Source organism: Tardiphaga sp. 813_E8_N1_3 (assembly GCF_051811025.1).
GTDB lineage: Bacteria > Pseudomonadota > Alphaproteobacteria > Rhizobiales > Xanthobacteraceae > Tardiphaga.
Genome location: NZ_JBPWQE010000001.1, coordinates 42384 through 68225, shown reverse-complemented (window position 1 = coordinate 68225; position 25842 = coordinate 42384). Strand labels below are relative to the sequence as shown.

Annotated in this window: 23 protein-coding genes; 9 read left to right on the top strand and 14 right to left on the bottom strand. The window is 60.6% G+C overall.

The window, feature by feature from the left end; genetic code table 11:
- Positions 1–138 precede the first annotated feature (138 nt).
- Both AB8A33_RS00320 and ilvD read left to right on the top strand, forming a co-directional pair.
- A complete protein-coding gene (locus tag AB8A33_RS00320; protein ID WP_439090928.1) occupies positions 139–1125 on the top strand; it encodes an ABC transporter substrate-binding protein in 987 nt (328 codons plus the stop codon).
- Positions 1126–1226: 101 nt separating this feature from the next.
- Positions 1227–2921, top strand: coding sequence for a dihydroxy-acid dehydratase (gene ilvD, locus AB8A33_RS00315; RefSeq protein WP_439090927.1), 1695 nt, complete (start codon positions 1227–1229; stop codon positions 2919–2921).
- On the opposite strand, the gene AB8A33_RS00310 is transcribed toward ilvD, so the two are convergent.
- The 3 genes from AB8A33_RS00310 to AB8A33_RS00300 all read right to left on the bottom strand — a co-directional run bounded on the left by AB8A33_RS00310 (position 2918) and on the right by AB8A33_RS00300 (position 4525).
- Positions 2918–3733: a 3-keto-5-aminohexanoate cleavage protein gene (locus AB8A33_RS00310; RefSeq protein WP_439090925.1), complete on the bottom strand. Its 816-nt coding sequence runs from the start codon at positions 3731–3733 to the stop codon at positions 2918–2920. The two genes, ilvD and AB8A33_RS00310, sit on opposite strands and share 4 nt — an antisense overlap.
- 3 nt (positions 3734–3736) lie before the next feature.
- Complete coding sequence (locus AB8A33_RS00305) at positions 3737–4081, bottom strand: RidA family protein (protein WP_089267869.1); 345 nt, start codon at positions 4079–4081, stop codon at positions 3737–3739.
- A 120-nt stretch (positions 4082–4201) separates the two neighbouring features.
- Positions 4202–4525, bottom strand: coding sequence for a hypothetical protein (locus AB8A33_RS00300; protein WP_439090923.1), 324 nt, complete (start codon positions 4523–4525; stop codon positions 4202–4204).
- 215 nt (positions 4526–4740) lie between these two features.
- Between AB8A33_RS00300 and recQ the strand changes: the two genes are divergently transcribed.
- Positions 4741–6636 carry a DNA helicase RecQ gene (recQ, locus tag AB8A33_RS00295; RefSeq protein WP_439090921.1) on the top strand — a complete coding sequence of 632 codons (1896 nt, stop codon included), beginning with the start codon at positions 4741–4743 and terminating at the stop codon, positions 6634–6636.
- A gap of 22 nt (positions 6637–6658) precedes the next feature.
- Here recQ and AB8A33_RS00290 read toward each other — a convergent pair whose 3' ends face one another.
- Both AB8A33_RS00290 and AB8A33_RS00285 read right to left on the bottom strand, forming a co-directional pair.
- Positions 6659–6991 (bottom strand): GYD domain-containing protein, encoded by a 333-nt coding sequence (locus AB8A33_RS00290; RefSeq protein WP_439090919.1) that lies wholly within the window; start codon positions 6989–6991, stop codon positions 6659–6661.
- A 26-nt stretch (positions 6992–7017) separates the two neighbouring features.
- Entirely contained in the window at positions 7018–7521 is a 504-nt protein-coding gene (locus tag AB8A33_RS00285) for a hypothetical protein (protein ID WP_439090918.1), read from the bottom strand.
- Positions 7522–8575: 1054 nt separating this feature from the next.
- Between AB8A33_RS00285 and AB8A33_RS00280 the strand changes: the two genes are divergently transcribed.
- Together AB8A33_RS00280 and AB8A33_RS00275 are read left to right on the top strand one after the other, a co-directional pair.
- Entirely contained in the window at positions 8576–8773 is a 198-nt protein-coding gene (locus AB8A33_RS00280) for a hypothetical protein (RefSeq protein WP_149529929.1), read from the top strand.
- Between the two features lie 193 nt (positions 8774–8966).
- Positions 8967–10136, top strand: a complete 1170-nt coding sequence (locus AB8A33_RS00275; protein WP_439095815.1) for a serine hydrolase domain-containing protein — start codon at positions 8967–8969, stop codon at positions 10134–10136.
- Positions 10137–10147: 11 nt separating this feature from the next.
- Here the strand turns inward: AB8A33_RS00275 and AB8A33_RS00270 are convergent, their stop codons facing one another.
- Positions 10148–10540, bottom strand: a complete 393-nt coding sequence (locus AB8A33_RS00270; protein WP_439090916.1) for a nitrile hydratase accessory protein — start codon at positions 10538–10540, stop codon at positions 10148–10150.
- 190 nt (positions 10541–10730) lie between these two features.
- Between AB8A33_RS00270 and AB8A33_RS00265 the strand changes: the two genes are divergently transcribed.
- Positions 10731–12377 carry an amidohydrolase gene (locus tag AB8A33_RS00265; RefSeq protein ID WP_439090914.1) on the top strand — a complete coding sequence of 549 codons (1647 nt, stop codon included), beginning with the start codon at positions 10731–10733 and terminating at the stop codon, positions 12375–12377.
- Between the two features lie 169 nt (positions 12378–12546).
- Here the strand turns inward: AB8A33_RS00265 and AB8A33_RS00260 are convergent, their stop codons facing one another.
- Positions 12547–12765: a DUF3551 domain-containing protein gene (locus tag AB8A33_RS00260; RefSeq protein WP_089263548.1), complete on the bottom strand. Its 219-nt coding sequence runs from the start codon at positions 12763–12765 to the stop codon at positions 12547–12549.
- Between the two features lie 596 nt (positions 12766–13361).
- Between AB8A33_RS00260 and AB8A33_RS00255 the strand changes: the two genes are divergently transcribed.
- On the top strand, positions 13362–13628 hold the full coding sequence (locus tag AB8A33_RS00255; RefSeq protein WP_439090912.1) for a DUF6894 family protein: 267 nt from the start codon (positions 13362–13364) through the stop codon (positions 13626–13628).
- A 207-nt stretch (positions 13629–13835) separates the two neighbouring features.
- Positions 13836–15278, top strand: a complete 1443-nt coding sequence (locus AB8A33_RS00250) for an alpha/beta hydrolase (protein WP_439095814.1) — start codon at positions 13836–13838, stop codon at positions 15276–15278.
- Positions 15279–15291: 13 nt separating this feature from the next.
- Here AB8A33_RS00250 and AB8A33_RS00245 read toward each other — a convergent pair whose 3' ends face one another.
- Together AB8A33_RS00245 and AB8A33_RS00240 are read right to left on the bottom strand one after the other, a co-directional pair.
- Entirely contained in the window at positions 15292–15672 is a 381-nt protein-coding gene (locus AB8A33_RS00245) for an SHOCT domain-containing protein (RefSeq protein WP_439090911.1), read from the bottom strand.
- 90 nt (positions 15673–15762) lie between these two features.
- Complete coding sequence (locus AB8A33_RS00240) at positions 15763–16218, bottom strand: DUF992 domain-containing protein (RefSeq protein WP_439090909.1); 456 nt, start codon at positions 16216–16218, stop codon at positions 15763–15765.
- Between the two features lie 418 nt (positions 16219–16636).
- On the opposite strand from AB8A33_RS00240, the gene AB8A33_RS00235 reads away from it, so the two are divergent.
- On the top strand, positions 16637–17116 hold the full coding sequence (locus AB8A33_RS00235) for a TerB family tellurite resistance protein (protein WP_439090907.1): 480 nt from the start codon (positions 16637–16639) through the stop codon (positions 17114–17116).
- Positions 17117–17396: 280 nt separating this feature from the next.
- On the opposite strand, the gene AB8A33_RS00230 is transcribed toward AB8A33_RS00235, so the two are convergent.
- From AB8A33_RS00230 to AB8A33_RS00210, 5 genes are all read right to left on the bottom strand, one after another.
- Complete coding sequence (locus AB8A33_RS00230) at positions 17397–18209, bottom strand: outer membrane beta-barrel protein (RefSeq protein ID WP_439090905.1); 813 nt, start codon at positions 18207–18209, stop codon at positions 17397–17399.
- Positions 18210–18311: 102 nt separating this feature from the next.
- Positions 18312–19565, bottom strand: a complete 1254-nt coding sequence (gene arcA / locus AB8A33_RS00225) for an arginine deiminase (RefSeq protein WP_244528053.1) — start codon at positions 19563–19565, stop codon at positions 18312–18314.
- A gap of 20 nt (positions 19566–19585) precedes the next feature.
- Positions 19586–21016, bottom strand: coding sequence for a basic amino acid/polyamine antiporter (locus tag AB8A33_RS00220; RefSeq protein ID WP_439090903.1), 1431 nt, complete (start codon positions 21014–21016; stop codon positions 19586–19588).
- A gap of 236 nt (positions 21017–21252) precedes the next feature.
- Positions 21253–24318, bottom strand: coding sequence for an efflux RND transporter permease subunit (locus AB8A33_RS00215; RefSeq protein ID WP_439090902.1), 3066 nt, complete (start codon positions 24316–24318; stop codon positions 21253–21255).
- Positions 24315–25436 carry an efflux RND transporter periplasmic adaptor subunit gene (locus AB8A33_RS00210; RefSeq protein ID WP_439090900.1) on the bottom strand — a complete coding sequence of 374 codons (1122 nt, stop codon included), beginning with the start codon at positions 25434–25436 and terminating at the stop codon, positions 24315–24317. Before AB8A33_RS00210 ends, AB8A33_RS00215 begins: the two co-directional genes overlap by 4 nt.
- Positions 25437–25842 lie beyond the last annotated feature (406 nt).

Below are 25842 nucleotides of genomic sequence, written 5' to 3'. Positions count from 1 at the left end.
GCCAATTGTTGCGCCACAGCACGAATGAATGTTGGGCACGCACCTCGCTTGCCAGAATATTTGAAGCATGAAAGGCTTCAAGACAGCGGGGCTTTTCTTTTGGCCGTGTCTGGCCATCATCAAACGGAGTGAGCGGGCATGAAGCTGGGTTCTTCGAAGTGGCTGGTGGCGGCGGCTCTCGCGGCGGGAGCGGTGTCGGGTGCGGCGCACGCGCAGACGATTCCGACCATCAAGGTCGGCTGGACCATTCCGGCCGAAGAATCCAAATACTGGATGATGAAGCGCACGACCGAATTCACCAATCTCGGCAAGACCTACAATATCGAATGGACCCAGTTTCAGGGTACCTCGCCTATGACGCAGGCGCTCGCCGCCGGCGCGCTGGATTGCGCCACCCAGGGCGTGCTGTCGCTCGCCAACGGCGTCAACGGCGGTAATCTCAAGGCCTATATCGTCGCGCAGCACGTGTCGGAAAAGCCCGGCAGCTTCTCGGTCTATTGGGCCGTGAAGGATGACTCGCCGATCAAGACCATCGCCGACCTCAAGGGCAAGAATGTCGGCATTTCCGTCATCGGCGGTGGCACCTACGGGCCGTTCAAAATGCTGCTGAAGGGCGCAGGCGTCGATCCCGAGAAGGACGTCAAGCTGATCGAGATCGGCTTCGCGGCCTCGGAAGATGCGCTGCGCCAGGGCCGCGTCGACGCGATCAACATGAACCAGCCATTTGCCGCGCGCATGGAAGCCAAGGGCGGCACGCGCAAGCTGTTCTCGCTGAACGAAGCGATGCCGAACATCGTGCATATCCTTGAAGCCTGCCGCGCTGATTTCGTCGACAAGAACCCCGACCTCGCCAAGGCCTATGTCGCCGACATCACCCTTGGCATGAAGAAGGCGCTGGCCAACCGCGAGGAAACGCTGAAGGTCGTCAACGAAGTCATGAAGGCGCCGATCCCGGTGCTGGAGACCTATCTGCTGAAGGAGAACGACTTCGCCCGCGACCCGGGCGCAGCGCCGAACTTCCCGGCCATGCAGAAGATGCTCGATATCTATACCGAGGCCGGCATGCTGCCGAAGATGGACGCGATGCAGTTCAAGCACCCGACCATCGTCGCGCCGATCCAGTAGAGCAAGACGCGACATCTCACTGTATGATGTCCTGAGGCCACGCCCACGGCGTGGCCTCAATGCATTGGACGACAAGACCAAGAAACGGAAAGATACGCCCCATGAAGAAATTGCGATCCCGCGTCACCACCGACGGACTCGACCGTGCCCCGCACCGCGCTTTCATGCGCGCCATGGGCCTCGACGACGAGGCGATCGCAAAACCCATGATCGGCGTCGTGTCGATGAAGGGCGAACAGACGCCCTGCAACATGACCCATGACTTTCAGGTCGACGCTGCCAAGACCGGTATTTCCGAAGCCGGCGGCACGCCGCGCGAATTCTCGACCATCTCGGTCTCCGACGCCATCAGCATGAACCATGAGGGCATGAAGTTCTCGCTGCTATCGCGCGAGATCATCGCCGACAGTATCGAAGCCGTGATGCACGGCCTCGCTTACGACGCGCTGATCGGCTTCGGCGGCTGCGACAAGACGTTGCCCGGCGTCATCATGGGCATGGTCCGCTGCAACGTGCCGTCGATCTTCATCTATGGCGGCAGCGCGCTGCCGGGACTGCACAAGGGCAAGACGCTGACCGCGCTGGATTCCTATGAAGCCGTAGGCGCCTTCATGACCGGCGACATCGACAAGCAGGAGCTGGACGCCATCGAACGCGCGTGTCTGCCGACCATCGGCGCCTGCGCCGGCCAGTTCACCGCCAATACAATGGCGATGGTGTCCGAGGCGCTGGGGATCACCATGCCCAATGTCTCGATGATCCCCGGTGTCTATGCCGAGCGCGCGCAATTCGCCCGGCGCGCTGGCCGCCTGGTGATGGACATGCTGCGCAAGAATGGCCCGCTGCCGCGCGACATCGTCACCCGAAAATCGCTGGAGAACGGCGCCGCCATCGTCGCCGCGACCGGCGGATCGACCAATGCCGCGCTGCATCTGCCCGCGATCGCCAACGAGGCCGGCATCAAATTCACCATCGACGATGTCGGCGAAGTCTTCGCGCGCACGCCGCTGATCGGCAATCTACGCCCGGGCGGCAAATATGTCGCCAAGGATGTCCATGACATCGGCGGCACGGCGGTCGTGATCCGTGCACTGGTCGAGAGCGGCCATATCGACGGCTCCTGCATCACCATCACCGGCCGCACGATTGCGGAAGAATACGGCAATGCCAACAAGGCCGACGGCGAGATCATCTTTAGTTCAGCGAAACCGATTCAGCCCGACGGCGGCGTCGCGGTGCTGAAAGGCAACCTGTCCCCTGATGGCGCGGTGATCAAGGTCGCCGGCCTGAAGAAGACAGTGTTCGAGGGCACGGCGCGGGTATTCGAGGACGAGGAGAGCTGCGTCGCCGCGGTGAAGGACCAGAACTACAAGGAGGGCGATGTGCTGATCATCCGCAACGAGGGCCCGGTCGGCGGCCCCGGCATGCGCGAGATGCTCGGTGTCACCGCGCTCATCTACGGCCAGGGCATGGGCGAGAAAGTCGCGCTGATCACCGACGGACGTTTCTCCGGCGCCACCCGCGGCATGTGCATCGGCTATGTTTCGCCGGAAGCCTATATCGGCGGCCCGCTGGCACTGGTGCGCGACGGTGACAAGATCCGCATCGACGCGCCGGCGCGGCGACTGGATCTGATGATCGACGAATCTGAATTTGCGGCGCGCAAGGCGGCGTGGACCCAGCGTCCACCGCGTCACCGCGCCGGTGCACTGGCGAAATACGCGAAACTCGTCGGGCAGGCCCCCGGCGGCGCCGTCACGCATGATGGCGGCGCGGAATGGCCGTGGTTTGATTAGTCCATCGTCGCGGCCCTGAGCTCATCCGCCGTCGCGTGCTTCAGGCCCACCGCCTCGATCGCGCGTCGCGCGGCTGCAACCAGATCCTGATTGCCTTTGGCCCGCGAGCCATCCGGCAGCAATTCGTTGTTCTCGAAGCCGACGCGGATATGACCACCGAGCAATGCACTCGCGGTGACGCAGGCCGTCTCCTGCGCACCGAAGGCACAGACGCTCCAGTGTTCGAATTTTGGCGCGGCGTTATCCACGAACGGCAGCAAATCGGCCGGACTAGATGTCTGCCCTGCAGTATAACGGCCGAGCACGAACAGCACCGGCAGTTTCTCGAACGGCACGAGGCCACGCTTGCGGAACTCCACCAGCCTGGTGGCATCCTGCGCATCGTAGAGAATGATCTGCGGCGTCACGCGCTCGCGCTTCATCCAGCCGAGCAGATCGGCGAAGGCCTGCTCCTCGCCGGCATCGGGCACCAGTTCGCGCAGCGCCAGCGACGCCGCTTCAGGCTTCACCGCCTGCACCACCGCACGCTGCTCCGCCGGCGTATATTTGCCGAGCGCCTCGGAGGTGATCTGGATCACGATCCTGTCGCCGACTGCACTGCGGATCGCCGCAATGGCGTCCCGATAGGCCGCCGCATCGAGCAGGTGACTGCCGTCGGCATTGCGCACATGGGCATGGATCATCGCCGCGCCTGCCTCGAGGCAATGCGCGGCCGCCACCGCCAACTCCGCCGGCGTCAGCGGCACGGCGGGATGGTCGGCCTTGACCTTGCGGCCGCCGTTGGGGGCGACCGCAATGGCAACGGGAGGCATGATTTACGGAATCGCTGCGATGACGGCGATCTCGACCTTGATGGCGGGGTCAGCGAGCTTCGACTCGACGCAGGCGCGCGCCGGGCCAACGTCGGGCACCCAGGCATCCCACACCGTATTCATGGCATCGCGGTCATTGATATTCGGCAGCCAGACGGTCGCGCTGAGGATGTTGTTCTTGTCGGTGCCGGCTTCCTTGAGGAGCGCGTCGATCTTGTCGAGCACCTGCTTGGTCTGCGTCTTGACGTCGCCCGAATATTCATCCGGCACCTGGCCGGCGAGATAGACGGTGTTGCCATGGATGGAAGCCTGGCTGAGACGCTTGCCGGGACCGAGACGCTTGATCATGCAGAAGTCTTTCATTGAGTGTGGAACGGAGTGACCCGGCGGCGACCATCCCCGCTCGGAACTGGCCCGTCAAGCCCATGACGCCACACGGCGCAAGTGGCCCTGCGTGGACCACTCTTACTATTCCGCGGCGCGGGCCCGCTTCACGGCATCGTCCATCAGCGCCTTGGGCGCTGGCAGCCGCAACCGGCGGCCATGCTGCAGATAGAGCAGCGCGACACGCTTCGGATCGGACAGGTTCCAGATTTCGACCGCGGGCAGCCGCCCCACCATCGTCACGGATGGCCGATGCGCGATGACATGGGACAGGATCGCGGACTTCGGCCCCTTTCTGAATTTCCGGCGCACTTTGCGCGCGGCATTCTCATTGGCCGCCTGCCAGCGGATCCGCGGCCCACGCCGGCGGTTCAGAAGCCAAGAAAAGATTCGCAAAATGAATGGCATACGGCTTTTCTTTTGCCCGGTTGCAGCGACGCTGGCGCGGTCGCGCGCTCATTCTCTTAGAACGGATCATCGACAGGGGTAAAGCGGCGCGATCAAGGCGAAACGTCGCGATGCCATAGAGAATGAAGCATTCTCTCGGGAATGACGCGTTCCCCAGGGGAACGACGCGTATCCCAGGATATACGCGACCCTCGAATCAGGAATAGACCTGCGCCATGTCCGTTCCCGCCGGCGCCTCGCGTCAATCGAAAAATCAGCCAGACGCGTTCCAGACCTCGGACGCACTTTCCGTGCTGCATTCGGTGTTCGGGCTGCCGGGTTTTCGCGGTGCACAGGAAGATATTGTTCGGCACGTGACCGATGGCGGCAATTGCCTGGTGCTGATGCCGACCGGCGGCGGCAAGTCGCTGTGTTACCAGTTGCCATCCTTGCTGCGCCCGGGCTGCGGTATCGTCGTGTCGCCCCTGATCGCGCTGATGCGCGACCAGGTCGCCGGCCTGCTCGAGGCGGGCGTCAAGGCGGCGGTGCTGAACTCTACCCTGTCGTGGGACGAAGCCAACGAGGTCGAGCGCCAATTGCTCGCCGGCGAGTTGGACCTTCTCTACATCGCCCCGGAACGGCTGGTGACGCCGCGCTGCCTGTCGATGCTCGGCCGTGCCCGGATCGCGCTCTTCGCCATCGACGAAGCGCATTGCGTGGCGCAATGGGGCCACGATTTCCGGCCCGAATATATCGGCCTCTCGGTGCTCGCCGAACGGTTCCCGAACATTCCGCGCATCGCACTGACAGCCACCGCCGACGATCTGACCCGGCAGGAGATCGTGCAGCGGCTGGGCCTCGATGACGCACCCAATTTCGTGGCGAGCTTCGACCGGCCCAACATCAAATACGAGATCGTCGACAAGACCAACGCGCAGAAGCAGTTGCAGGCCTTTATCAGCGAGCGGCATTCCGGCGAGGCCGGCGTGGTCTATTGCCTGTCGCGCGCCAAGGTTGAGGATACCGCCGCCGCGCTCAACAAGGCCGGCATCCTCGCGCTGCCCTATCACGCCGGCCTCGATGCCCGCACCCGTGAGACCAACCAGGACCGTTTCATCAACGAAGACGGCGTGGTGATCGTCGCCACCGTCGCCTTCGGCATGGGCATCGACAAGCCCGACGTGCGCTTCGTCTGCCATCTCGATCTGCCGAAAAGCGTCGAGGCCTATTATCAGGAGACCGGCCGCGCCGGGCGCGACGGCAAGCCGTCCAATGCCTGGATGGCCTATGGTCTCTCGGACATCGTGCAGCAGCGCCGCATGATCGACGAGTCCACGGGATCGGAGACTTTCAAGCGCGTCTCGATCGGCAAGCTCGATGCGCTGGTCGGCCTCGCCGAAACCGTCGATTGTCGGCGCACGCGGCTCCTGGGTTATTTCGGTGAAGAAGCCACTTTCGGCAAGGAAGGCTCGGGCACGCGCTGCGGCAATTGCGACAATTGCCTAACCCCGCCGAAAGTCTGGAACGGCAGCGTCGCCGCGCAGAAGCTGCTGTCCTGCGCCTATCGCACCGGACAGAAATTCGGCGCCATGCATCTGGTCGACGTGCTGATCGGACGCCTCACCGACAAGGTCAAGCAATTCGGCCATGACAAGCTGTCGGTGTTCGGCATCGGCGGTGAGCTCACCGAGAAACAATGGCGCGCCGTGATGCGACAGCTCGTGGCGCGCGGCTTTCTCTATGCGGATGCAGACAGTTTCAATGCGCTGAAGCTCACCGAAGAAGCGCGGGGCGTGCTCAAGGGCGAGATCGAGCTGATGTTCCGCGAGGAAACCGGCGGTACCGGCCGTGCCCCGCGCAGCAAATCCCGCCGCGGCGACCTTGCGGCGCCGCGCAGCGACAACGCCAATCCCGATCTGCTCGCCGTACTGCGCGCCTGGCGTTCCGAAGTCGCGAAGAAGCGCAACGTCCCGGCCTATGTCGTGCTGCACGACGCCACCATCGATGGCATCGCCAGCGAACATCCCACCACGCTCGACCAGCTCCGCGAAATCCCGGGGATCGGCGACAAGAAGCTGGAGCATTACGGCGACGAGATCCTCGCTTTGGTGAATGCGACACCGGGACGATAGCGGCGATCGAAGCCACCGATGTCTATCGGGCGGGCTTGTAACCCTTGATGACGGACTCCGATTTCTTCAGGGCCGCCACAAGTTCCGCCCCGGTCATCAATGCAGTCGTCTGGCTGGACTTGATGGCGCCACCCGCCGCAATCGCGACGGCGATGGCTGCCATGCTCTCGATATCCGGTACATCGGCGATCAGCATCACGTCATATTCGCCCAGGCAATACCAGCCACCGATCAATTGTCCTCCGACGGCCTCCGTCGTCTGCCGTCCAACGGATTCAACGCGGTTCTGCGGATTCTTGATTTGCGCGGCCCATGATTCCGGCGTGTAGGCAGCCTGATACATATAGAGCGGCATGTTCGACCTCCGTCAGTCCTGACCTTTCACCGGGAGAAGAGCGCGAGCTTCGCCATTTTCACGGCACGGCCTAACTCTATTCGCGCGATGATACCGGCAGCGATCTGCATGGTGGCGCCGATTGCCCAGCTCAAGCAGATGATAGAAGCCGTCCTGGTGCCCACGGTTTCACCCAGGATGATACTGGAGACTGACGTGATCGCGGTCACCGATGTGATGAAGGTACCGGCGGCAGTGAGCAGCTCCACCATATCCGCGCTGTTGCCCAGCCCGCGCCATAGCGGCAGATGCATGCGGTAATCGGCAGGAACCTGGGGCAGATCGATCCCAAGATAGAAACCGGTAGCCCCGTAAATGATCATGGCGAACACGACTTCACCCGAACCAATGACCTCGATGAAGCGGCCGACCTCGGCAACGAACAACCCGCAGGCAGCGCCAAGCAAAGCGAGTCCGGTCCGTTCAAGAATGTGCGCCAACCTGCTGAGGGTCGAGCGAGTATGCCACGATGCGCTGGGCTTGATGATCATATGATCCTCGTCTGCCCATGAGCCCTTCGAGGAGTTTTGCGGTCCGCCCTCCGCAATAACAAGCAGGAGTGCTTACCTAAATCGAGTGGGGTGGCGGTACCTGCTTCGGTGATGATGCGAAAACACGCGTTCGCATTCTCGCGGCGCTTGCGCGTCCGAGCTATGAGCATTCCTTCGACCCCCTCCGAAAAGAGGGAGTGCGGAACGCCGGGTGCCCGTTGCACCCTTGGGCCTGATGCCGATGCGGTCTTCCGCAAGGGTAATGCATCAGGACTTTCGGAAAGCACGAGCGATTGCCCAGCGTTCCGCCTGCGGTGTTTTGTCGGCTTGCTTGCACTTTGCCTCAGCGAACGATCCGATCACCGAATTAAAGTCCCAAGGCGATGGGAAGGGAGCCTCAAGCGAATAAGCCGGACACGTTTTGACTTTGGTCGTCCGTCACACTGTCCAGAGAGTCTTTCCATCCCAAGGTCGGCCGTCTCCTTGCCAGTGGCAGTGCTGGCGCAGATTCGTCCTGCCCGAAGACAGACGTCACCCCCAAACCGCGTAACGCCGCATCTCCGGCGTCCACCGCACCCAGCCCCGCGAACGTGACGATCGCGCTCGCCCCTCTCATCGGGGCCGGACGAAGGGGAATATAATCAAGAAAGGGATATTGTCAATGGAGGATAGGAAAATATGTTTTGGCACTGTCTTGCCGCCCCACACTGCCATTCCGGGGCGGCTGCGCGCCTTCGCGCAGGCGAACCCGAAATCTCAGCATGGGAGTCTCTGATCAGCGCAAAACACTACGAGATTCCGGGTTCGCGTCCGGCAAGTGCCGGCCGCGCCCCGGAATGACGAGCGCGGATCGGGCTCCCCCGGCATCGAACAATACGGGTGACGCGAATACCGCCAACGAACAAAAACCGCTGTATCCGTAAGTATCCGGTTACGCGACGAAACAAATCTCTGCACCCACGAAACAATTTTCCACACGGACGCCATCGGCTGGAAACCGGCCGGGATTACACCTCCATGCAACAAGTAGCCGCGTAGACGGCAGGAGGCCGCCATGAACCACTCGATCCACAGCGCAGACCGCAGCACGCATCTGAAGATCGTCGTTGTCGCCCTGGTTGCCGGCATCGCGGTTGCAGGTTTCGGCATCGCCGCCCGCACGGGCACCAGCGACAGCACCCAGACGGCGCGCGTCATCAAGGCCGGCCAGCCGACCGCGCTCACAAGTTCGAACACGACGGCGGTTCGCTGATTGTCGCATCAGGACCCCGGACCGGTTTGACCTAAATCAGCGTGATGTGCCGGTGATCCCGGGATGAATGGCATGCGCCGGTGATCCCGGCGCACCGCGCGTTTCAACCTTCGCACCCTCGACAGCCCCTCTGCCCTGCCATAGTAAATCCTCGGGCGCATCGACGCGCCCGAAGAAGGACAGATCGTTGACTGTGACAGATGTGACGCCTGGTGCGGGCGAAGCCAACCGTATCGCAACCGACGCGATTGTCCGTTCCTATGCCGGCAAGTCGATGCCCATCGACCATCTACGGACCTTCATCACGCCCGAGATGAATTTCGCGACACGCACCATCAAGGCAGGCGCGCCGGTGCGCCCGCTGACCTATAGCAAGCACACGCTGCCTGACTTTCCGATCGTCTCCAATGGCGCGAGTTACGACATCTACGACTATGTTTCGCGCAACCGCGTCGCCGGAATTCTGGTGATGAAGGACGACAAGGTTCTGCTCGAACATTACGATCTCGGTATCGAAGCATCGACACGCTGGCTGTCGATGTCGATGGCGAAATCCTTCAGCACCACACTGATCGGCGCTGCCATCCAGGACGGGTACATCAAAAGCGTCGACGATCCGCTGGTGACTTATCTTCCCGAATTTTCCGGCACCGCCTATGAGGATGTCAGCGTGAAGACGCTGATGCAGATGACGTCAGGTGTGCGCTGGAGCGACGATCAGACCGACGCACAGTCCGAACGCCGCAAGATGCTCGAATTGCAGGTCGGACAGGAGCCCGGCGCCATCATGCGCTACATGGCGGAGCGTCCGCGCGCCGCGGCGCCCGGCACGCAATGGTGCTACTCGACCGGTGACACCCATGTGGTCGGCGCGCTGGTGAAGGCGGCCACCGGCAAATGGCTGAGCGATTATCTCTCGGAGAAGATCTGGTCGAAGCTCGGCATGGAAGCCGATGGATGCTGGTGGCTGGAAGCGCCGGGCGGACTGGAAGTCGCCGGCAGCGGGATGTTTGCCACCCTGCGCGACTATGCACGCTTCGGCCGTTTCATTCTCGATGACGGCGTGATTGATGGAGAACGCGTGCTGCCGGAAGGCTGGATGCGCGCGGCCGGCGCCGCGCGTGAGATCAACGGCCAGCGCGTCGACTACGGCTATATGTGGTGGATCGTGCCGGGCGCGGACGGCTCGCTCGATGACGGCGCTTTCACCGCACGCGGGATCTTCGGGCAACTGATCTATATCAATCCCAAGCACCGCGTGATTTGTGCGGTGCTGAGCGCGCGGTCGAAGCCACCGACGATGGTGAACCCGGCGGTGGCGGACAATGCATTCTTCAACGCGCTGGTGAAGGCGCTGGCTTGACCACGTAAGCGCTAGTCGTGATGCGCGAAATCCGCCGGGGTCAGTTCGATCGGCTGGCCATGCGGCGTGCGATCGGCGGCGTGGTCCCAGGCATCGCGGTAACGATGCAGCGCATCCGCCGTTGTCACACCCTTCTCGGCGATCAGGTTTTCCAGCGTCGCCAGCCAGTGGCGGTAATAGGTCTCGCCGGTGTCGGCATCGCCGCCCGCCTGGGCGCGCTTGATTTCGGCAGCCAGAGCCGCAGCCCATTCCGTCCAGGTGAACACGCCGCGCTCATGCAGCGTCACGGCCATGGCGAAGGCCTGGGCCTCCCACGGCTCGCGAAACACCGGCCCTTCGGCGTCACAGGGGATGCTCGGGATTTCGACCGTCGCACGGGTTGCAGCCTGGGTATTGGTCGTCATCACGCGCGCTCACACCACTTGTTATCTGAACATGCTGCCAATATGGGAATCCATCACAGATGCCGCTGCAAGGCAATGTGTGGGGCAATGCTGAAACTGCGGGCTTGCATTGCCCAATGTGCAATCTTGCCGCGCGCGCGAATTTGCGTCATTCGCTGCGCGTGGCCAATTGACTGAAGGTGGAATGCATATGAACGAGCCGAGCCTGATCCTTACCGGAGGTCGCATTTTCTGCGGTCTCAACGAAGGCTTCGTCGAAGCGATCGCGATCAAGGACGGCCGTGTGCTGGCGACCGGTTCAGCCGAGGCAATCGTCGAGCTTGCCGGCCCGGATACGCGCATCGTCGAACTCGCCGGCCGCACCGCCATCCCGGGCCTGAACGATGCGCATATGCATCTGCTGCCGCTCGGCCTGACCATGACCGAAATCAATTTGCGGCCGGAGACCGGCGCCAACTCGATTGGCGAAATCCTGCGCCGCGTTGCCGAGAAGGCCAAGACGGCCAAGCCCGGCGAATGGATCAATGGCCGCGGCTATGACCATTACGAGCTCGCGGAAAAGCGACACCCCACCGCCGAAGAGCTCGATCAGGTTGCGCCGAACAATCCGGTCTATCTCAAGCGCACCTGCGGCCATGTCGCCGTCATCAACACGCAGGCGATGCGCGCGGCCGGCATCGGCCACAACACGCCGCAGCCCGATGGCGGCATGATCGAACGCCGCGACAACAAGCTGACCGGCCTGCTCGCCGAACGCGCACTGCGCCTGATCGTCGATGCTGCGCCGAAGCCGAGCGTCGAACGCCTGCGCGATGCGATCGACCGCGCCGGCCGATTCATGCTTGAGCAAGGCTTCACCAGCGTGATGGATGCCGCGGTCGGCATGTCCGCGGGCATGGATGAGATCGATGCCTACGAGCATCTTGCGAAATCGAACACGCTGCCGATCCGCACCTGGGTTTGTATCTACGGCAACACCGACGGCATCGGCGATCAGGCACATGCTGCCGGTTATCGTTTCGGCCGCGAGGTCGGCATGCTGCGCTATGGCGCGATGAAAGTGTTCGGTGACGGCAGCGCGGGCGGCCTCACCGCTGCGATGTCGGAGCCCTATCTGGTCGGCGACCCCGATAACCGCGGCATCTTCTGCTACACCGACAAGGAGATGCACGACTATCTCGCGCATTATCATGACCTCGGCTATCAGCTTGCGATCCACGCCATCGGCGATGCCGCCATCGAGCAGGTGCTGTCAGGGATCGAGAAAGCCGGCACGGCGGAGAACCCTATCCTCGGCCGCCGCCATCGCATCGAGCATTGCGGCTTCCTGAGCGACAGCCAGATCGCACGCATGGCAGCCGCGGGCATCGATCCGGTGCCGCAGCCGGTCTTCATGTATGAATTCGGCGATCTCTACATTACCAATCTCGGCCAGGCGCGCACCGACGTCGCCTATCCCATGCGCAAGTGGTTCGACGCCGGCCTGCATCCGGCAGCAAGCTCGGACGCACCGGTCTCCACCACCGATCCGTTCAAGAACCTGTTCACGATGACGACGCGCATGTCCAACCGCCACACGGTGCTCGGCGAAGGACAGAAACTGTCGATGGCGGAAGCGATCCACGCCTACACCTATTTCGGCGCCTATACGCAGTTCGCCGAAGATCGCATGGGCCGTCTGGTGCCGGGCCAGCTTGCGGATATCGCCGTGCTCAGCCACGACGTCTTCACCTGCGCGCCCGAGGAAGTCGAGAAAGACACCCGCTGCGACCTCACCATTCTGGGCGGCGACATCGTATTCGACAGGCTGGGTCAGGTCGCGGTCGCGGCGGAATAAAGAGCACGAGATGCTGAGACACGCGGTCTATGCCCGCTGCTCAGTTACATCAGAGCAAGGATCTGTTTGACGAAGGCCCTTGCCGTAAGGCCGCCGCTTCGTCCGTGCATAAAGGTACCGTCGCCAGATGACATGGCGACGGCTGCCGGTTCAAAAACGACACAGTGCCTCAGCGGACGCGCTTGCGACAGGAGGCACCTGTTCCGCTGACCGCTGCGCGACATTGGTCGATCGTATCGTAACTACAATCGGTGCCCCGCGACTGTGATTTGGCGCACCACGCCCTTCCCTTGGCCTCGCTCTGCGTGGTGACGAATACCATGCTCGCGCTCGCCACGATCGTGGAAACAAGCAGGGACAATAAGAAACGCTTCTTCAGGTTCTGCATCGCATCCTCCTTTTCAATCGTGGAAATAATGGATGACGCGATTGCATCACGATATCGGGTGTTGACCTGATCCGAGCCGCGGAATCACCCGCGCGATAACGGCGAAAGATCGGGATGCGCCGGAATGGCTGTCGCACACGACGGTGCAATCGTATCGCTCACCTGCAATAGCGATGCGATACCGGATGGGACCGTCCGTGCGATGTCCGGACCCAGCAACGACCATGGCGCCAGTAATACCGATTGTGCCAATGCCGCCTGTGACTCCCCACCGCCGCTCCGGTGGCAGCACCAATGGCTGCACCGCGTCGCCCTCCGACGGCGCCGCCAATGATGGCGCCGGATACCGCGCCGCGTCCTGCTGCGCTTTGGGCAAACGCATCCGCCAGCGGAACCACTGCAGACAGCGTGAGTAGAACGAGCAAGGTTGATATCCGGCGCATGCGTAACTCCCTGACAATTGACGCCCCTCACCTGTCCCGATTTGAAATGCACATCCAGAACCATAGCCATCGGGAAAAACCCTTGGCCGGTGCGCGTGACGCGCCCGGAGATCCCGCACGCTGTCATCTGATAGCGGAACCAATGCCGACCGCATGCGTCAGCGCCTTACTAATTATTCACTGGGACACGCCGCTCTTCCGAATTATTGGAGCGCGATGCGATACTTTTTCCATATCCTGGACGGGCCGAAAGTTTTCCCCGATGAGGTCGGAAGCCGCCTTGCAAATCCGAAGCTCGCGATCACGCAAGCGCGGGCCCTTGCTACGGAATTGAGCAAGGCCGGCGCGCTTTGCAGGTCCCATCTGGTGTTCGTTCTCGACGAGAACGGCAACCGCATATTCAGATGCCGGGCCAACTGACGGCCTCGCATATGGCTGCCGTCGTATGCGCGGATCGAGTCGTCGTCGAAGAAGTTACCGAGTATCAGGGTAAAGCCCGATACTCGCTCGGGTGCTTTCCCCTATATCTCCCGTTGCGTTTCAATTTCTCCGGGCCATCTTGCACCACGTCGTCATTTACGGGGATCGGTCGTGCGGGCCAGAATCTTCAGATTTGCAAAGATCCTGATGGCGTTTGTCGGCATCGCGCTGATGACGATCTTCGCTGTCCGCATCTACGATTCGCAGCGAGGCCTGCCGCTCGAGACATGGCACACCTACGTTCCGCATGAGCTCCATGCGAGCAAGCTGGATACTGCCGACTGGGCGCAATACATGGCGGCTGAGGCGGTGCTTTTCGACGAAGTCCAGCGCGAGGTATCGCAGAAGCTCGATGCGACAGAACGTGTGCCACCCAATCGGTATTTCGAAGGCAGCCCGGTTTATCCCCCGCATTTCGTGCAGGATTTCAATCGATCCTTTGTGCTGGAGCCGAAGGGTAAGCCGGTCGGAGCGGTCGTGCTCCTTCATGGCTTGACGGATTCCCCCTACAGCCAGCGCCATATTGCGCGCTTCTACCGCGATCAAGGCTTCCTGGCGATCGTCCCCAGGCTGCCGGCACATGGCACGGTTCCGGCCGCGCTGACCGACGTCGAATGGGAAGACTGGTTGGCTGCCACGCGGCTCGCAGTGCGGGAAGTCAAGAAGCGTGTGGATCCGTCTGTGCCGCTGCATCTGGTGGGATTTTCCAATGGCGGTGCACTGGCCATCATGTATGCGCTTGATGCCATCGACGACGAAAAACTGTCGCGACCCGACCGCCTGATACTGATCTCACCGATGGTCGGCATCACCAGTTTTGCACGGTTTGCCGGCCTCGCGGGATTTCCGGCAATTCTGCCAGCCTTCGCCAAGGCTGCATGGCTCGACGTCGTTCCGGAGTTCAATCCCTTCAAGTACAATTCATTCCCGGTGAACGGCGCGCGTCAATCGCATCTTCTGACCAGGGCTCTTCAAGGGCGCCTCGCGCGCTATGCAAGCGAAGGCAAACTGGACCGGTTTCCACCCATCCTGACATTCCAGTCGCTGATGGATTTCACCGTCAGCACGCGGGCCATCGTCTCCGACCTCTATGCTCATCTGCCGGCCAATGGCAGCGAACTCGTTCTGTTCGACGTCAACCGCACCGCCCGATTTGGCCCCCTGCTCCGCACCAGCACCGACACCGCGCTGGCACGTATTGTACCCGCCGGCCCGCGGCGCTACCGCCTCGCCGTCATTACCAATTCCGGTGACAATAATGACGACGTGATCGAGCGTGTGACCGAGGCCGGCACTGTCGCCGAGCATGCACGCCCGATCGGCCTGAACTATCCACGGGGCTTCTATTCGCTGTCGCACGTGGCGCTGCCATTTCCGGTCAGCGATTCTCTCTATGGGGCGGAGCCGGACAAGTCGGAGGATTTTGGTGAGAACCTCGGGACCCTGGCGCCGCGCGGGGAACGCAACGTACTGATCGCCAGCCTCGACTCGCTGATGCGGGCGTCATCAAACCCGTTCTTCCCCTATATGGTCGGCCGGATCGGTGAGAGCATTCTCACCCCCGCGAAGACGGCCCAACCCGCCCGGTAAAGCGATATCGGGCCTATTGGACCAGACTGGTTCTGAGGCGCGTATATTCTGCCTCCGTAATAGATCCCGCCGATTTCAGGCGATCGAGCTTCTCGATTTCATCGGCAGCGCTGAATCCCACCATCCGGCGTAAATCATTGCGGGCCTCCTTGGCGCGCTCTGCGTTCCTCTCAGCCATACTGCCGCCGTGCACGAGCAGGTAAGCGAAGATGCCGATATAGGGCAAGACGATGAGCAGTATCACCCAGCATACTTTGCCGATGCCGGACACGTCATGGCGGCGAAACAAATCGCCGGTGACAACGATAAAGAGCCAGAACCACAGAACAAACATGAACACTGCAAACACATCGGCCACGAAATTGGCGAACGTGAAGCCACCCTGAAACAGCATGATCGGTCTCCACTCCGAAATTCGTTCGCGGTCACTTTCGTCACCGGAATTCCAATTCCGGCACCAGCGACAACCGGCGATAAATACCGACTATCGAAGAACGAGATTGGAGATGCCGAGTGCCAGATTCAATCCGATCTGGCCCTCGACTGATAGCGGCTGCAGCGTGATCGTACGGCGTGATCCGCCAATCAGCACATTCGCACCAAGGCCCAGGCCGAGTGCAACATTTCCGCTTGCCCCGACATAGCTGCCTCTCAATGTGCCGCGGCCGATATTGCTATTCCGCGCAAAGACGCCCCAGAACAGTGTCCCTCCCCGGGTTACGCCAACATCGAGGCCAACCCGCCTGATCGTGCCCCTGTAGTTATATTGCCGCGCGGCCACGCTCGACAGGAAGACACATTGCATATCCTGGCGTGAGCCCAGAACCAGCCCGACTCTCGGACCGGTGCTGCAGGTCAGTCCGCCCACGCGGAAAAGCTGCTGCGCGTGAGCTGGCGCGGATAGCATCTGCGGGATCAGGAATGCGCACGCCACCGTCATTATGCGAATGCTGAACATCTGTTTCCCTCTCGAAGCCGCGACAAAAATAACCTCACATCTGCCGCACGAGGCTAGCCGTCAGCACGCAATAGTTAATCGGGAAAAACCCTGAACAGGTCATGATGAGCACCCGGATTGCCCGAGGAATAGTGACCTGGGTTCAGGCGCGCTCAGCGCGCGTGCCCCATGGAAGATTCCAGGCCATTCGCTGGGACCAGAGCGCCACAAGTACGGCTGCTTTGCCTCGCTTTTGGCTGAATCCGGAAAACTTTAAAGTTCTGTAAGAAAGTTGCGGCGCGGACGGACAAACGCCATCTCCAGTCCAGACGACCGCTCCTGAAACTTCCCAGATATCGCAGGCCCGGATGGCCGGCCGTGAGAGCACAGTTATCGTCGTCCTGAAGAGAATGGTCGAGTGATGTTTGGATCAATCAAGGCGTTCATCTCGCGTGCGATCGAAGACGTCAATCAACGGAAAAACGTCGAGCAGAGAGAGCTTCTCATCGACACCGCAGCGTTGCTCATCCGCGTTGCAACCGTCCATAACGAGCTATCGGATATCAGGCGCGCGAGATTGCACGCCATTCTTAAATCGCAGTATGGGCTGGATGACACGGCTACAGCTCAGCTGCTCGTTGATGCAGATGCAGTCGCCCGTAGCGCCGTCGATCTCTATCGCTTTACCCGGCAGCTCAATGAATCGCTCGATGACGATGGACGTCGGCGGATCGTTCAACTCATGTGGGAGGTCGTTTACGCGGATCAGCGGGTCAACGAATTTGAAGAGAATTTGATCTGGCGCGCCGCAGATCTTCTGGGCGTATCGTCCCGGCAACGCGTCGAACTTCGACAGCGCGTCGTCGCTGGCATGAAGAGTTTGGCGACGGTGTCAGCCTGACACCGCTAGCGACTGCTGTCCGTGCTCCGCTTTGATTTCTGCTTGCTCTTCGTATTGTAAACGGGCTGCTGCTGAGGCTCCTCGACGACGATCGGATGCTGCGGGATCTTCAGACGATCGACGCGAACGTCGTCCCGCAGGGCATCCCGGTCCATCCGGTCGCCGCGCTCGACGGAGTCGCGCGGCTCCGCACTTGCGGCAAATGCCGTACAGATAAGAAGAATTGCCGTACCTATCGTCGCAATCAAGTTCCGCATCATCGCCCCTCGTATCCTGATCTTTAAAACGCGAAATCGAGCCGTGGGCCGATCATCCAATCCCTATAATGACGCAGCGCCACGTTCGAATTTCGCGCTTCATAGATCACGTTCGTGGTGAGCGATACGTTGCTGGCGATATTGTATTTCAGGCCAAGAGAGGCCGAATAGATCTGATCCTCCCGATCCCGGTTCAAGCCATCGGTGAACCAGAATGCCTCAAAAAATGGCGTGCTGACGATGGACCACTTCGAGTTCAGCTCGACCTCGATGCCGACCAGCGCATCGAAACGCCAGCGCCTGGCCTCGGCGAGATCAGAGAACCGATAAGTGAGCTGGAGAAGCGGCGAGAGCGTGACATTTGCGATGTTGAAATCGCGCGCGATGGCGCCGGTGATGTCGTGGGAGGTGAAGGCGAGATCGCGGAAGACGCCGTCGTAATCATATCTGTTTTCGTAGGTGGCGCTTATTCTCCAGCCATACAGATTCTTCGTCAGTCGCGCTCCCAGGCGCGCAATGGCGGCATTGCCGTCGTGTTCTCTGGAAAATGCTTCGAACTGGGCACGTGCAAAGATGCGGTAGGACAGGTCCGGCGCAAGTTTACCGTCCAGCCGCAAGCTCACATCAGGCTCATAGTAAAAGTCCCCTCGCCGGTCATCACGCGAAAACAGGGCATTGGCCGTGTAGGTGGGGGACAGGGATCCAACAACACTCCATGTCGGGCTCATCGACGTATACTCAACCTTTTTGAGCTCAGTCAGGTCGATGTCGGCAGCTATTGCCCCGCTGGCATAAAGGAAGCTTGTCGCTGCCATAACAATTCCGGATCCGCGCATTGCACACTCCCCAGACAATTACTCTCCGTCGGTCGATGGTGCTGGCTTCGATAGTAGCAGCCTCATGATCTCGCTCCCCCGAGCGGAGAATGGCCGATAGTGCTAGTAGTCCACGGCATCGCGAATGATCGGACAAGTCATACAGTGACCGCCACCACGGCCGCGACCGAGTTCCGCGCCGACAATCGTAATCACCTCGATGCCTTCCTTGCGAAGCAGCGTGTTGGTGTAGGTGTTGCGATCGTAAGCATAGACGACACCCGGCGATGCGCAAACGAGATTTGCGCCGCTGTCCCATTGAGTCCGCTCCCGCTGATAGTCACTGCCACCAGCTTCGACCACCCGCAGCTTCTTGAGGCCCAGTGCTTCCTCGACGACGCCGACAAATGACTTCTTCTCCGCATGCAACTCAACCCCACTCGGATGATCGCTCGGACGATAGGAATAGGTACGTGTCTGGTTCATGAAATCCGGCGCGAGCAATACGCAGTCGCGGTCGGCGAATGTGAAAACAGTATCGAGATGCATGGCCGCACGGATCTTCGGCATTGCCGCAACGATCACGCGCTCCGCGGCCTTCTTTTTAAACAGGGTCGCTGCAAGTTGGCTGATCGCCTGACGGGAGGTGCGTTCGCTCATGCCGATCAGCACCACCCCCTTGCCGATGGGCATCACATCGCCCCCCTCCAGCGTGGCCAGTCCATGGTCTTCTGTCGGGTCGCCCCACCAGACATTGACGTTGCCGGCAAAGTCGGGATGAAACTTGTAGATCGCGGTGGTGAGGATCGTCTCCTCATGTCGCGCCGGCCAGTACAGCGCATTGAGAGTGACACCGCCATAGATCCAGCAGGTCGTGTCGCGCGTGTATAATGTGTTCGGCAGCGGCGGGAGAAGGTATTCAGTCGCCCCCGCGGCCTCCTTCACCATCCTGAGCGCGGCGCCACCATGGGCTTCGGGAAAGTCATGGGTCGACAGGCCGCCGATCAGCGTTTCCGCGAGCTTTCGGTTGTCGAGCCCGGACAAGTAGCTTTTGAGCTCGTCGATGAAGCCGAGGCCAACCTGGTTCGGCACGACCTGATTATCGAGGATCCAAGCCTTGCCCTCCGGGACTGCCAGCGTCTCGGCGAGCAGGTTATGCATCTCAACGACATCGACGCCGCGGTCCCGCATTTTGGTGACGAAATCGAAGTGGTCGCGCTTCGCATTGTCGACCCAGAGCACATCGTCAAACAACAACTGATCGCAGTTGGACGGGGTCAGGCGTGTATGGGCAAGACCCGGGGCACAAACCAGGACCTTGCGCAGCTGGCCAACTTCGGAGTGCACACCAAACGGGACTTTTTTTGCGCTGGCCATCGTGAACTCCCATCGATTTCCTAGATGCTGATATAGCCGGCGGCGAGGCCATGGATGCCGACAATGCATCCGACGACAGCGACGCCGAACAGGACCCATTCTGCCGGAGTGAAGAGCTGCTTCTTGAGCTCCCTCCGTGTGATGAAATACAGGATTGTGCCGGGCGCGTAGATGATGAAGCCGAGCAACAGAAATTTCATACCGCCGGCGAATAGCAGGAAGATCGTGTAGGCTGTCGCCAGGACAGCGATGATCGTATCCTTGCGCAGATCGCTCGGATCGGTCTCGTAAGTCTCCTTGCGGTAGACCAGCATCAGTGCAAACGCTGCCGAGAGGAAATAGGGAATCAGCGACAGATGGCTGCACAGCGAGAGAGCGAAGGTGAAGGCATCGTCGGAAAACAACGTGGCGATGAGCACGATCTGAACGAGCAACGTGCTCATCAGGAGCGCCATTGACGGAACCTGGTTTGCGTTTTCGCGCGCCAGGAAGGCCGGCATGTCTTGCCTCTTCGCCGCAACCGACAGCACTTCGGCGGCCATCAGGGTCCAGGCAAGATAGGCGCCGAGCACCGAGATAATCACGCCGATGCCAATGAAGATGGCACCCCAATGACCAACGGCCGCTTCGAGCACGCCGCCAACCGAGGGTTGACGCAGTTGCGCCAGTTCTGCGCGGGGGAGGATGCCATATGCAAGAATGGACACGGACGCAAACAAGGCCAACACGGCCAGAAATCCCGTCACGGTCGCAATACCGACGTCCTCGCGCCGCTGCGCGAACCGGGAATAGTTGCTGGCGCCTTCGATGCCAAGAAACACGAAGACCGTTACCAGCATCGTCGCCTTGATCTGCTCGAAGAGATTTCCGTAGTCCCCGGTTGCGCCGCCCCAGAGATTGCCGACGAACACGTCGGGCTTGAAGAAGAAGATCGACAGGACCACGAACAACAGCAGTGGAATGAGTTTGGCGATCGTCACGATCTTGTTGATCGCAGCCGCCTCCTTGACGCCGCGCAGCACAAGGAAATGGAACGCCCAGACACCTACCGACGATATTGCGATGGCAGTGACCGTGTTACCCTGACCGAGTGCGGGGAACAGCGCGCCGAGCGTCGACTTGATCAGAATCCAATAGGATACGTTGCCGACGCAGGCACTGGCCCAGTAGCCAAAGGCGGAGAAGAAGCCGACATAGGGCCCGAACCCCTCCCGCGCATAGGCATAGACGCCCGCATCGAGATCCGGCTTGCGGTTGGCCAGCGTCTGAAACACAAAACCCAGCATCAGCATGCCGGCACCCGCGACGGTCCACGCTATCAGCGCTCCATAGATGCCAGTGGCCTGAGCAAAGTTACGCGGGATCGAAAACACGCCGGCGCCGACCATCCCGCCGACCACCATGGCCGTGAGCGTCCAAAGCGGCAATTTCTGCGCGTCTGCACTGCTCATGACAGAAGCGCTCCCATATGCGGATGCAGTCGACATGCAGAATAATGGGCGCACAAGGCGCGTGCAGATGCAAACAACATCAGGTCCTGCACCGTGCGCCCCCTTTCCAATACTAACTACTAGAAAGGAGAGCACATTCGGGACGCACCACGATATCGGGTGATGCCCTAGGTTGAAGACGGGGAGTTACCCTAAGTGCCGCAGCGGGCGCCGGCGCTGAATAGCGCACGATCTGATTATGCCTGCGTCGATCGGAGCGGGTCCGCCGCCCCTTCTGTTCCCCTGAACCAGGCCACATACAATGTCGGCAGGAAGATCAGAGTGAGAACCGTCGCGACCAACAGCCCACCCATGATCGCAAAGGCCATCGGCCCCCAGAACACCGTCGGAGCGATCGGGATCATGCCGAGTACGGTCGACACGGCCGTTAGCATGATCGGGCGAAAGCGAGAACTCGAGGCATCCAGCGCCGCGTCCCACACGCTCTTCCCGTCATCGCGTTCGGCATCGATCTGACCGATCAGGATCACCGCATTTTTTGTAATCATGCCGAGCAGTGCGAGAATGCCCAGAATCGCAACGAAGCCAAGCGGCCGGCCGGACAGCAGAAGGGCGGCGACCACGCCGATGAGCCCAAGGGGTGCCACGCTCAGGACCAGAAACAGCCGCTGAAAGCTCTGGAGCTGGATCATGAGGACCGTAAACATGATCAGCAGCATCACCGGCACAACGGCGATGACCGACGCCTGCGATTTCTGACTTTCTTCGACCGTGCCCCCGACCACGATGCTGTAGGATGCTGGAATGGTCTTCGACAGGGCAGCAATGGCCGGCGTCAGCGAGTTGACGACGGATTCCGGAATTGCACCGGCGGTGATATCCGTCTGCACCGTCAGGGTCGGGACACGGTCGCGCCGCCAGATCAGGGGATATTCCTGCTCGTATTCGAAAGTTGCAAACTGGCTGAGCGAAACCGTCTGCCCGCCTGGCAGCGGAACTTGCAAATTGCGCAAGTTGGGTAATGAGACGCGCTGCTCATCGATCGCGCGCGCAACGATATCGATCAAATAGATATCATCGCGAACCTGGGTGACCGTGGTGCCTGAGATGACCGTATTCAGCACGCCTGCCAGGGCTTGAGAACTCAGCCCGAGTAATCGGGCCTTGTCCTGATTGACCCGAATACGGACCTGCCTTGCCGGCTCGATCCAGTCGAAATTGACGCCATTCGCCTTGGGATTGGCGGCGATGACCTGGGCAAGCTTGAACGCAATTTCGCGCACCATGCCTGCGTCAGGACCACTGACGCGATATTGAACGGGCCAGCCGACCGGCGGCCCAAGCTCAAGGGGCGACACCCGTGTAATCGCATTGGGAAAATCATGCGCTAGAAGCATCTCCAGCTTTGCGCGGATACGTTCACGCGCTGCGACATCCTTTGCGACGACCACAGACTGGGTAAAGAAATCATTCGGCAGCTGAACATTGAGCGGAAGATAGAACCGGATAGCACCGCGACCCACATAAGTGCTCCAGCGCGCAACGTCCGGATCACCCTGCAGCGCGGCATCGAATTTCTGTGCCGCTGTCTGGCTGGCATAAATGGATGCGTTCTGCGGCAGGCTGATATCGACGAGCAGCTCCGGACGATCGGACGATGGGAAGAATTGCCGGGGGATGAAGGGGAGAAGAAGAAACGAGCCGACGAAAAGCACCAGCGAGAGCACGATGGTCAGCCATTTCGCCCGCATGGCGAATAGCAGAAAGCCGCGATACCACCTGAAAACTCTGCCGGGGGCGTCTGTCCCGCATTGCTTCGGCGGCTTGAGAATGACAACGCCCATCAGCGGAGCGAAGATCACGGCGACGAACCAGGAGACGATCAGCGCAATACTGACAACGGCAAAGAGGGAGAACGTGTATTCTCCCGCGGAACTCGCGGCAAAACCGACGGGGACGAAGCCCGCGATGGTCACCAGCGTTCCCGCAAGCATGGCAAAGGCGTAGGTTCGAAAGGCAAAGCTGGCGGCCTGAACCTTGTCGTCGCCTTCGGCCAGGCGATTCAGGGTGGCGTCCGTGGTGGTCATTGCATCATCGACCAGGAGCGCGAGGGCGATAATGAGTGCGCCGAGCGATATGCGCTGCATGTCGATCCCCGCAAGCTTCATGATCGGGAAGACGATGGCGAGTGTCAGCGGTATGGACAGCGCAATGATCAGGCCCGGGCGCACGCCGAGGCTGATAAAACTGACCACGAGAATGATGGCAATTGCCTGCAGCAATGACGTCATGAATTCGGAGATGGCGCTCTCGACCGTGACAGCCTGATCGGCAATGAGCTTCGGTTCGATGCCAATCGGAAGATCCGCCGTGATCGCAGCCATCGCCCGCTTGAGACTCTTGCCGAGCGCGAGAATGTCGCCGCCATCACGCATCGAGATGGCCAGGCCAATGGCTGGCTCGCCGTTAACGCGAAACAGGGGCTGCGGCGGATCGGCATAGCCGCGCGTAATCCGGGCGATGTCGCTCAAGCGGATCATGCGCCCGCCGGCGACAAAATTGATGTCAGCAACATCCTGCTCGGACTGAAATGCGCCGGATACCCGAAGCGATAGTGTCTCGTCGCCTGTTTGAATCGTGCCGGCTGGCCTTATGATATTTTGCGTCTGGAGAGCGGACAGCAGTGCCGCGCGGTCGATGCCAAGGCTTGCCAGCTCCTTCATCGAGAATTCAACAAAGATCCGCTCGTCCTGAGCTCCCAGCAACTCGATCTTCGATACGTCGGGGACCAAAAGAAGCTTCGAGCGCACGTCTTCCACATAGTCGCGCAGCGCGCGGTGCGTGAAGCCGTCGCTCGTGAAGCCATAGATGATTCCGAACGTGTCGCCGAAATCATCGTTAAACCCGGGTCCGACCACTCCTGCCGGGAGGGTATGGCGGATGTCGCCAATATTCTTGCGGACCTGATACCAGGTGTCGGCCACTTGCGCGGCGCTCGCGCTGCCCTGCAGGTTTACGAAGATCGTGGTGACGCCTGCCCGCGTGAAACTGCGCAGGAAATCCAGATGAGGTGTTTCCTGCAGCTTGCGCTCGAGCCGTTCCGTGACCTGTTTGACGGTCTCCTCGACCGTTGCTCCGGGCCATGCCGCCTGAACGACCATCGTCTTGATAATGAACGACGGGTCCTCGCTACGACCGAGGCGGAAATAGGACAGGACACCAAAGATAACGGCAACAATCATGACATAAATCACCAGGGAACGGTGCTTAAGTGCCCATTCCGAGAGATTGAAGCCGGTCATTGCTCTGACCCAAGCAGGCGTATTTTCTGGCCGGGGTGCAGCGCCTGCACACCCGCAGTCACGACGACCTCCCCCGTGTCGAGCCCCTGCGATACGACGACCTGCGCTTGCTCGAAGCGCAAAACGTCCACGTTTCGGATCGAAACCGTACGGCTCGCGGGATCGACGATCCAGACAGCCGGCTGTTGATTGGCCCTCGTCAATGCCGATGCCGGGATCTCTATGATGGGGACGGCATCCATTTCCATACGCCCCACGACGGTTGCGCCAAGCCGCATGGCCGCCGGCGGCTTCGTCAAGCCAACCTTGATTTCAAAGGTGCGCGTGACGGGATCGGCCTGGGCGCCGACCTCACGGACACGACCGTGAGCCGTCACCTCGGGATCGTCCGTCAGGCTTACGGTTATTTGCGGATCGCTCGGTGCCGATCGAAAGAATTGCGCCGGCACGTCAAAAACGGCGTCGCGGCCATCCTGACGCGCCAGCCTGAGAATCATTTGCCCGGCCTGCACGACTTCCCCAGCGCCAGGTCCGACAGCGGTTATGACGCCCGGTGCGTCGACCTTCAGCTCGGTGAAGCTCACCAGATCATGTGCCGTCTTGAGCTGCGCCTCGGCGGCGTCGACCTGCGATTGAGCGGTTTGCTGTGCCTGCGTTGCTTGATCGTAGTTGACGCGGGTGGTCCAGCCCTGTGCAAGCAGCGTCTGCTGGCGATCGAAATGATTGCGGGCCTGGGTCAGTTGCCCCTGCGCGGCCGCGACCGCCGCCTGGGCCTGGCGCAACGTGTTCAACTCATTCTGGGATTCAAGCCGCGCGATGACCTGACCGGGCTGCACCCGATCTCCGGCTTTTCCGTTGTTCTCGATCAGCCGGCCCGAGATGCGAAATGCCAGCGCCACCTCGTCTTCCGCTTCGATACGGCCGGTGAATGAAAGCGGCGCGCCCGCAACGCTCTTCGCAACAGTGACTGTACGTACGGGCCGCACGACAGGAACAGTTTCATCAGACTCTCTGCCGCACGCCGCCAGCAGAAACGCCGGTACAATTGTTAGAATAATTATAATCGTCCGATATCGTGCCACTCGGCATACGTAAGCATTACTGGCATACGCAGGCATGAATAGACCCTCAATGAACATAATTGTGCCGCCAGATTCGCTGACCGCCTTGCAAAAGCAGATAACGCGCTCCTGCCTATGCGATCGCTTGCCCGCCAACTTTTCTATGACTCAAAGTATTCTGGGGTCGCGGATATCTACCGGGTATCGGGGAAACTACTGATCGTACAAACGATTCTCTGGCGCCCTGCTGACACTCTCGAACCGCAGCAATATCCATGCGCTCAGTTGAAGGCGACGAGGTTCCTTGTGCAGAGCAAACGCGGCAATTAACTGAAATTACTTCTATTGTTACTTCGTATCTTTTCAGACTGAGGATCGTCGTCAGTCGCAACATCAGACGACTTGGCGACATCTTACTTGACGCCGATTCAATCGGAGGTATTTAGTAGGCCCAACTTCGTGC

Bases quoted from the DNA above. Each gene is read 5' to 3' on its own strand.
- AB8A33_RS00250 (WP_439095814.1), top strand. From the start codon at position 13,836: ATGGCGTTTGTCGGCATCGCGCTGATGACGATCTTCGCTGTCCGCATC.
- arcA (WP_244528053.1), bottom strand. From the start codon at position 19,565: ATGGCCAGCGCAAAAAAAGTCCCGTTTGGTGTGCACTCCGAAGTTGGC.
- AB8A33_RS00305 (WP_089267869.1), bottom strand. From the start codon at position 4,081: ATGATCAAGCGTCTCGGTCCCGGCAAGCGTCTCAGCCAGGCTTCCATC.
- recQ (WP_439090921.1), top strand. From the start codon at position 4,741: ATGTCCGTTCCCGCCGGCGCCTCGCGTCAATCGAAAAATCAGCCAGAC.
- AB8A33_RS00300 (WP_439090923.1), bottom strand. From the start codon at position 4,525: ATGCCATTCATTTTGCGAATCTTTTCTTGGCTTCTGAACCGCCGGCGT.
- AB8A33_RS00240 (WP_439090909.1), bottom strand. From the start codon at position 16,218: ATGACGGTGGCGTGCGCATTCCTGATCCCGCAGATGCTATCCGCGCCA.
- AB8A33_RS00235 (WP_439090907.1), top strand. From the start codon at position 16,637: ATGTTTGGATCAATCAAGGCGTTCATCTCGCGTGCGATCGAAGACGTC.
- AB8A33_RS00285 (WP_439090918.1), bottom strand. From the start codon at position 7,521: ATGATCATCAAGCCCAGCGCATCGTGGCATACTCGCTCGACCCTCAGC.
- AB8A33_RS00230 (WP_439090905.1), bottom strand. From the start codon at position 18,209: ATGCGCGGATCCGGAATTGTTATGGCAGCGACAAGCTTCCTTTATGCC.
- AB8A33_RS00220 (WP_439090903.1), bottom strand. From the start codon at position 21,016: ATGAGCAGTGCAGACGCGCAGAAATTGCCGCTTTGGACGCTCACGGCC.
- AB8A33_RS00265 (WP_439090914.1), top strand. From the start codon at position 10,731: ATGAACGAGCCGAGCCTGATCCTTACCGGAGGTCGCATTTTCTGCGGT.
- AB8A33_RS00215 (WP_439090902.1), bottom strand. From the start codon at position 24,318: ATGACCGGCTTCAATCTCTCGGAATGGGCACTTAAGCACCGTTCCCTG.
- ilvD (WP_439090927.1), top strand. From the start codon at position 1,227: ATGAAGAAATTGCGATCCCGCGTCACCACCGACGGACTCGACCGTGCC.
- AB8A33_RS00255 (WP_439090912.1), top strand. From the start codon at position 13,362: ATGCGTCAGCGCCTTACTAATTATTCACTGGGACACGCCGCTCTTCCG.
- AB8A33_RS00290 (WP_439090919.1), bottom strand. From the start codon at position 6,991: ATGCCGCTCTATATGTATCAGGCTGCCTACACGCCGGAATCATGGGCC.
- AB8A33_RS00310 (WP_439090925.1), bottom strand. From the start codon at position 3,733: ATGCCTCCCGTTGCCATTGCGGTCGCCCCCAACGGCGGCCGCAAGGTC.
- AB8A33_RS00210 (WP_439090900.1), bottom strand. From the start codon at position 25,436: ATGCCTGCGTATGCCAGTAATGCTTACGTATGCCGAGTGGCACGATAT.
- AB8A33_RS00280 (WP_149529929.1), top strand. From the start codon at position 8,576: ATGAACCACTCGATCCACAGCGCAGACCGCAGCACGCATCTGAAGATC.
- AB8A33_RS00270 (WP_439090916.1), bottom strand. From the start codon at position 10,540: ATGACGACCAATACCCAGGCTGCAACCCGTGCGACGGTCGAAATCCCG.
- AB8A33_RS00245 (WP_439090911.1), bottom strand. From the start codon at position 15,672: ATGCTGTTTCAGGGTGGCTTCACGTTCGCCAATTTCGTGGCCGATGTG.
- AB8A33_RS00260 (WP_089263548.1), bottom strand. From the start codon at position 12,765: ATGCAGAACCTGAAGAAGCGTTTCTTATTGTCCCTGCTTGTTTCCACG.
- AB8A33_RS00320 (WP_439090928.1), top strand. From the start codon at position 139: ATGAAGCTGGGTTCTTCGAAGTGGCTGGTGGCGGCGGCTCTCGCGGCG.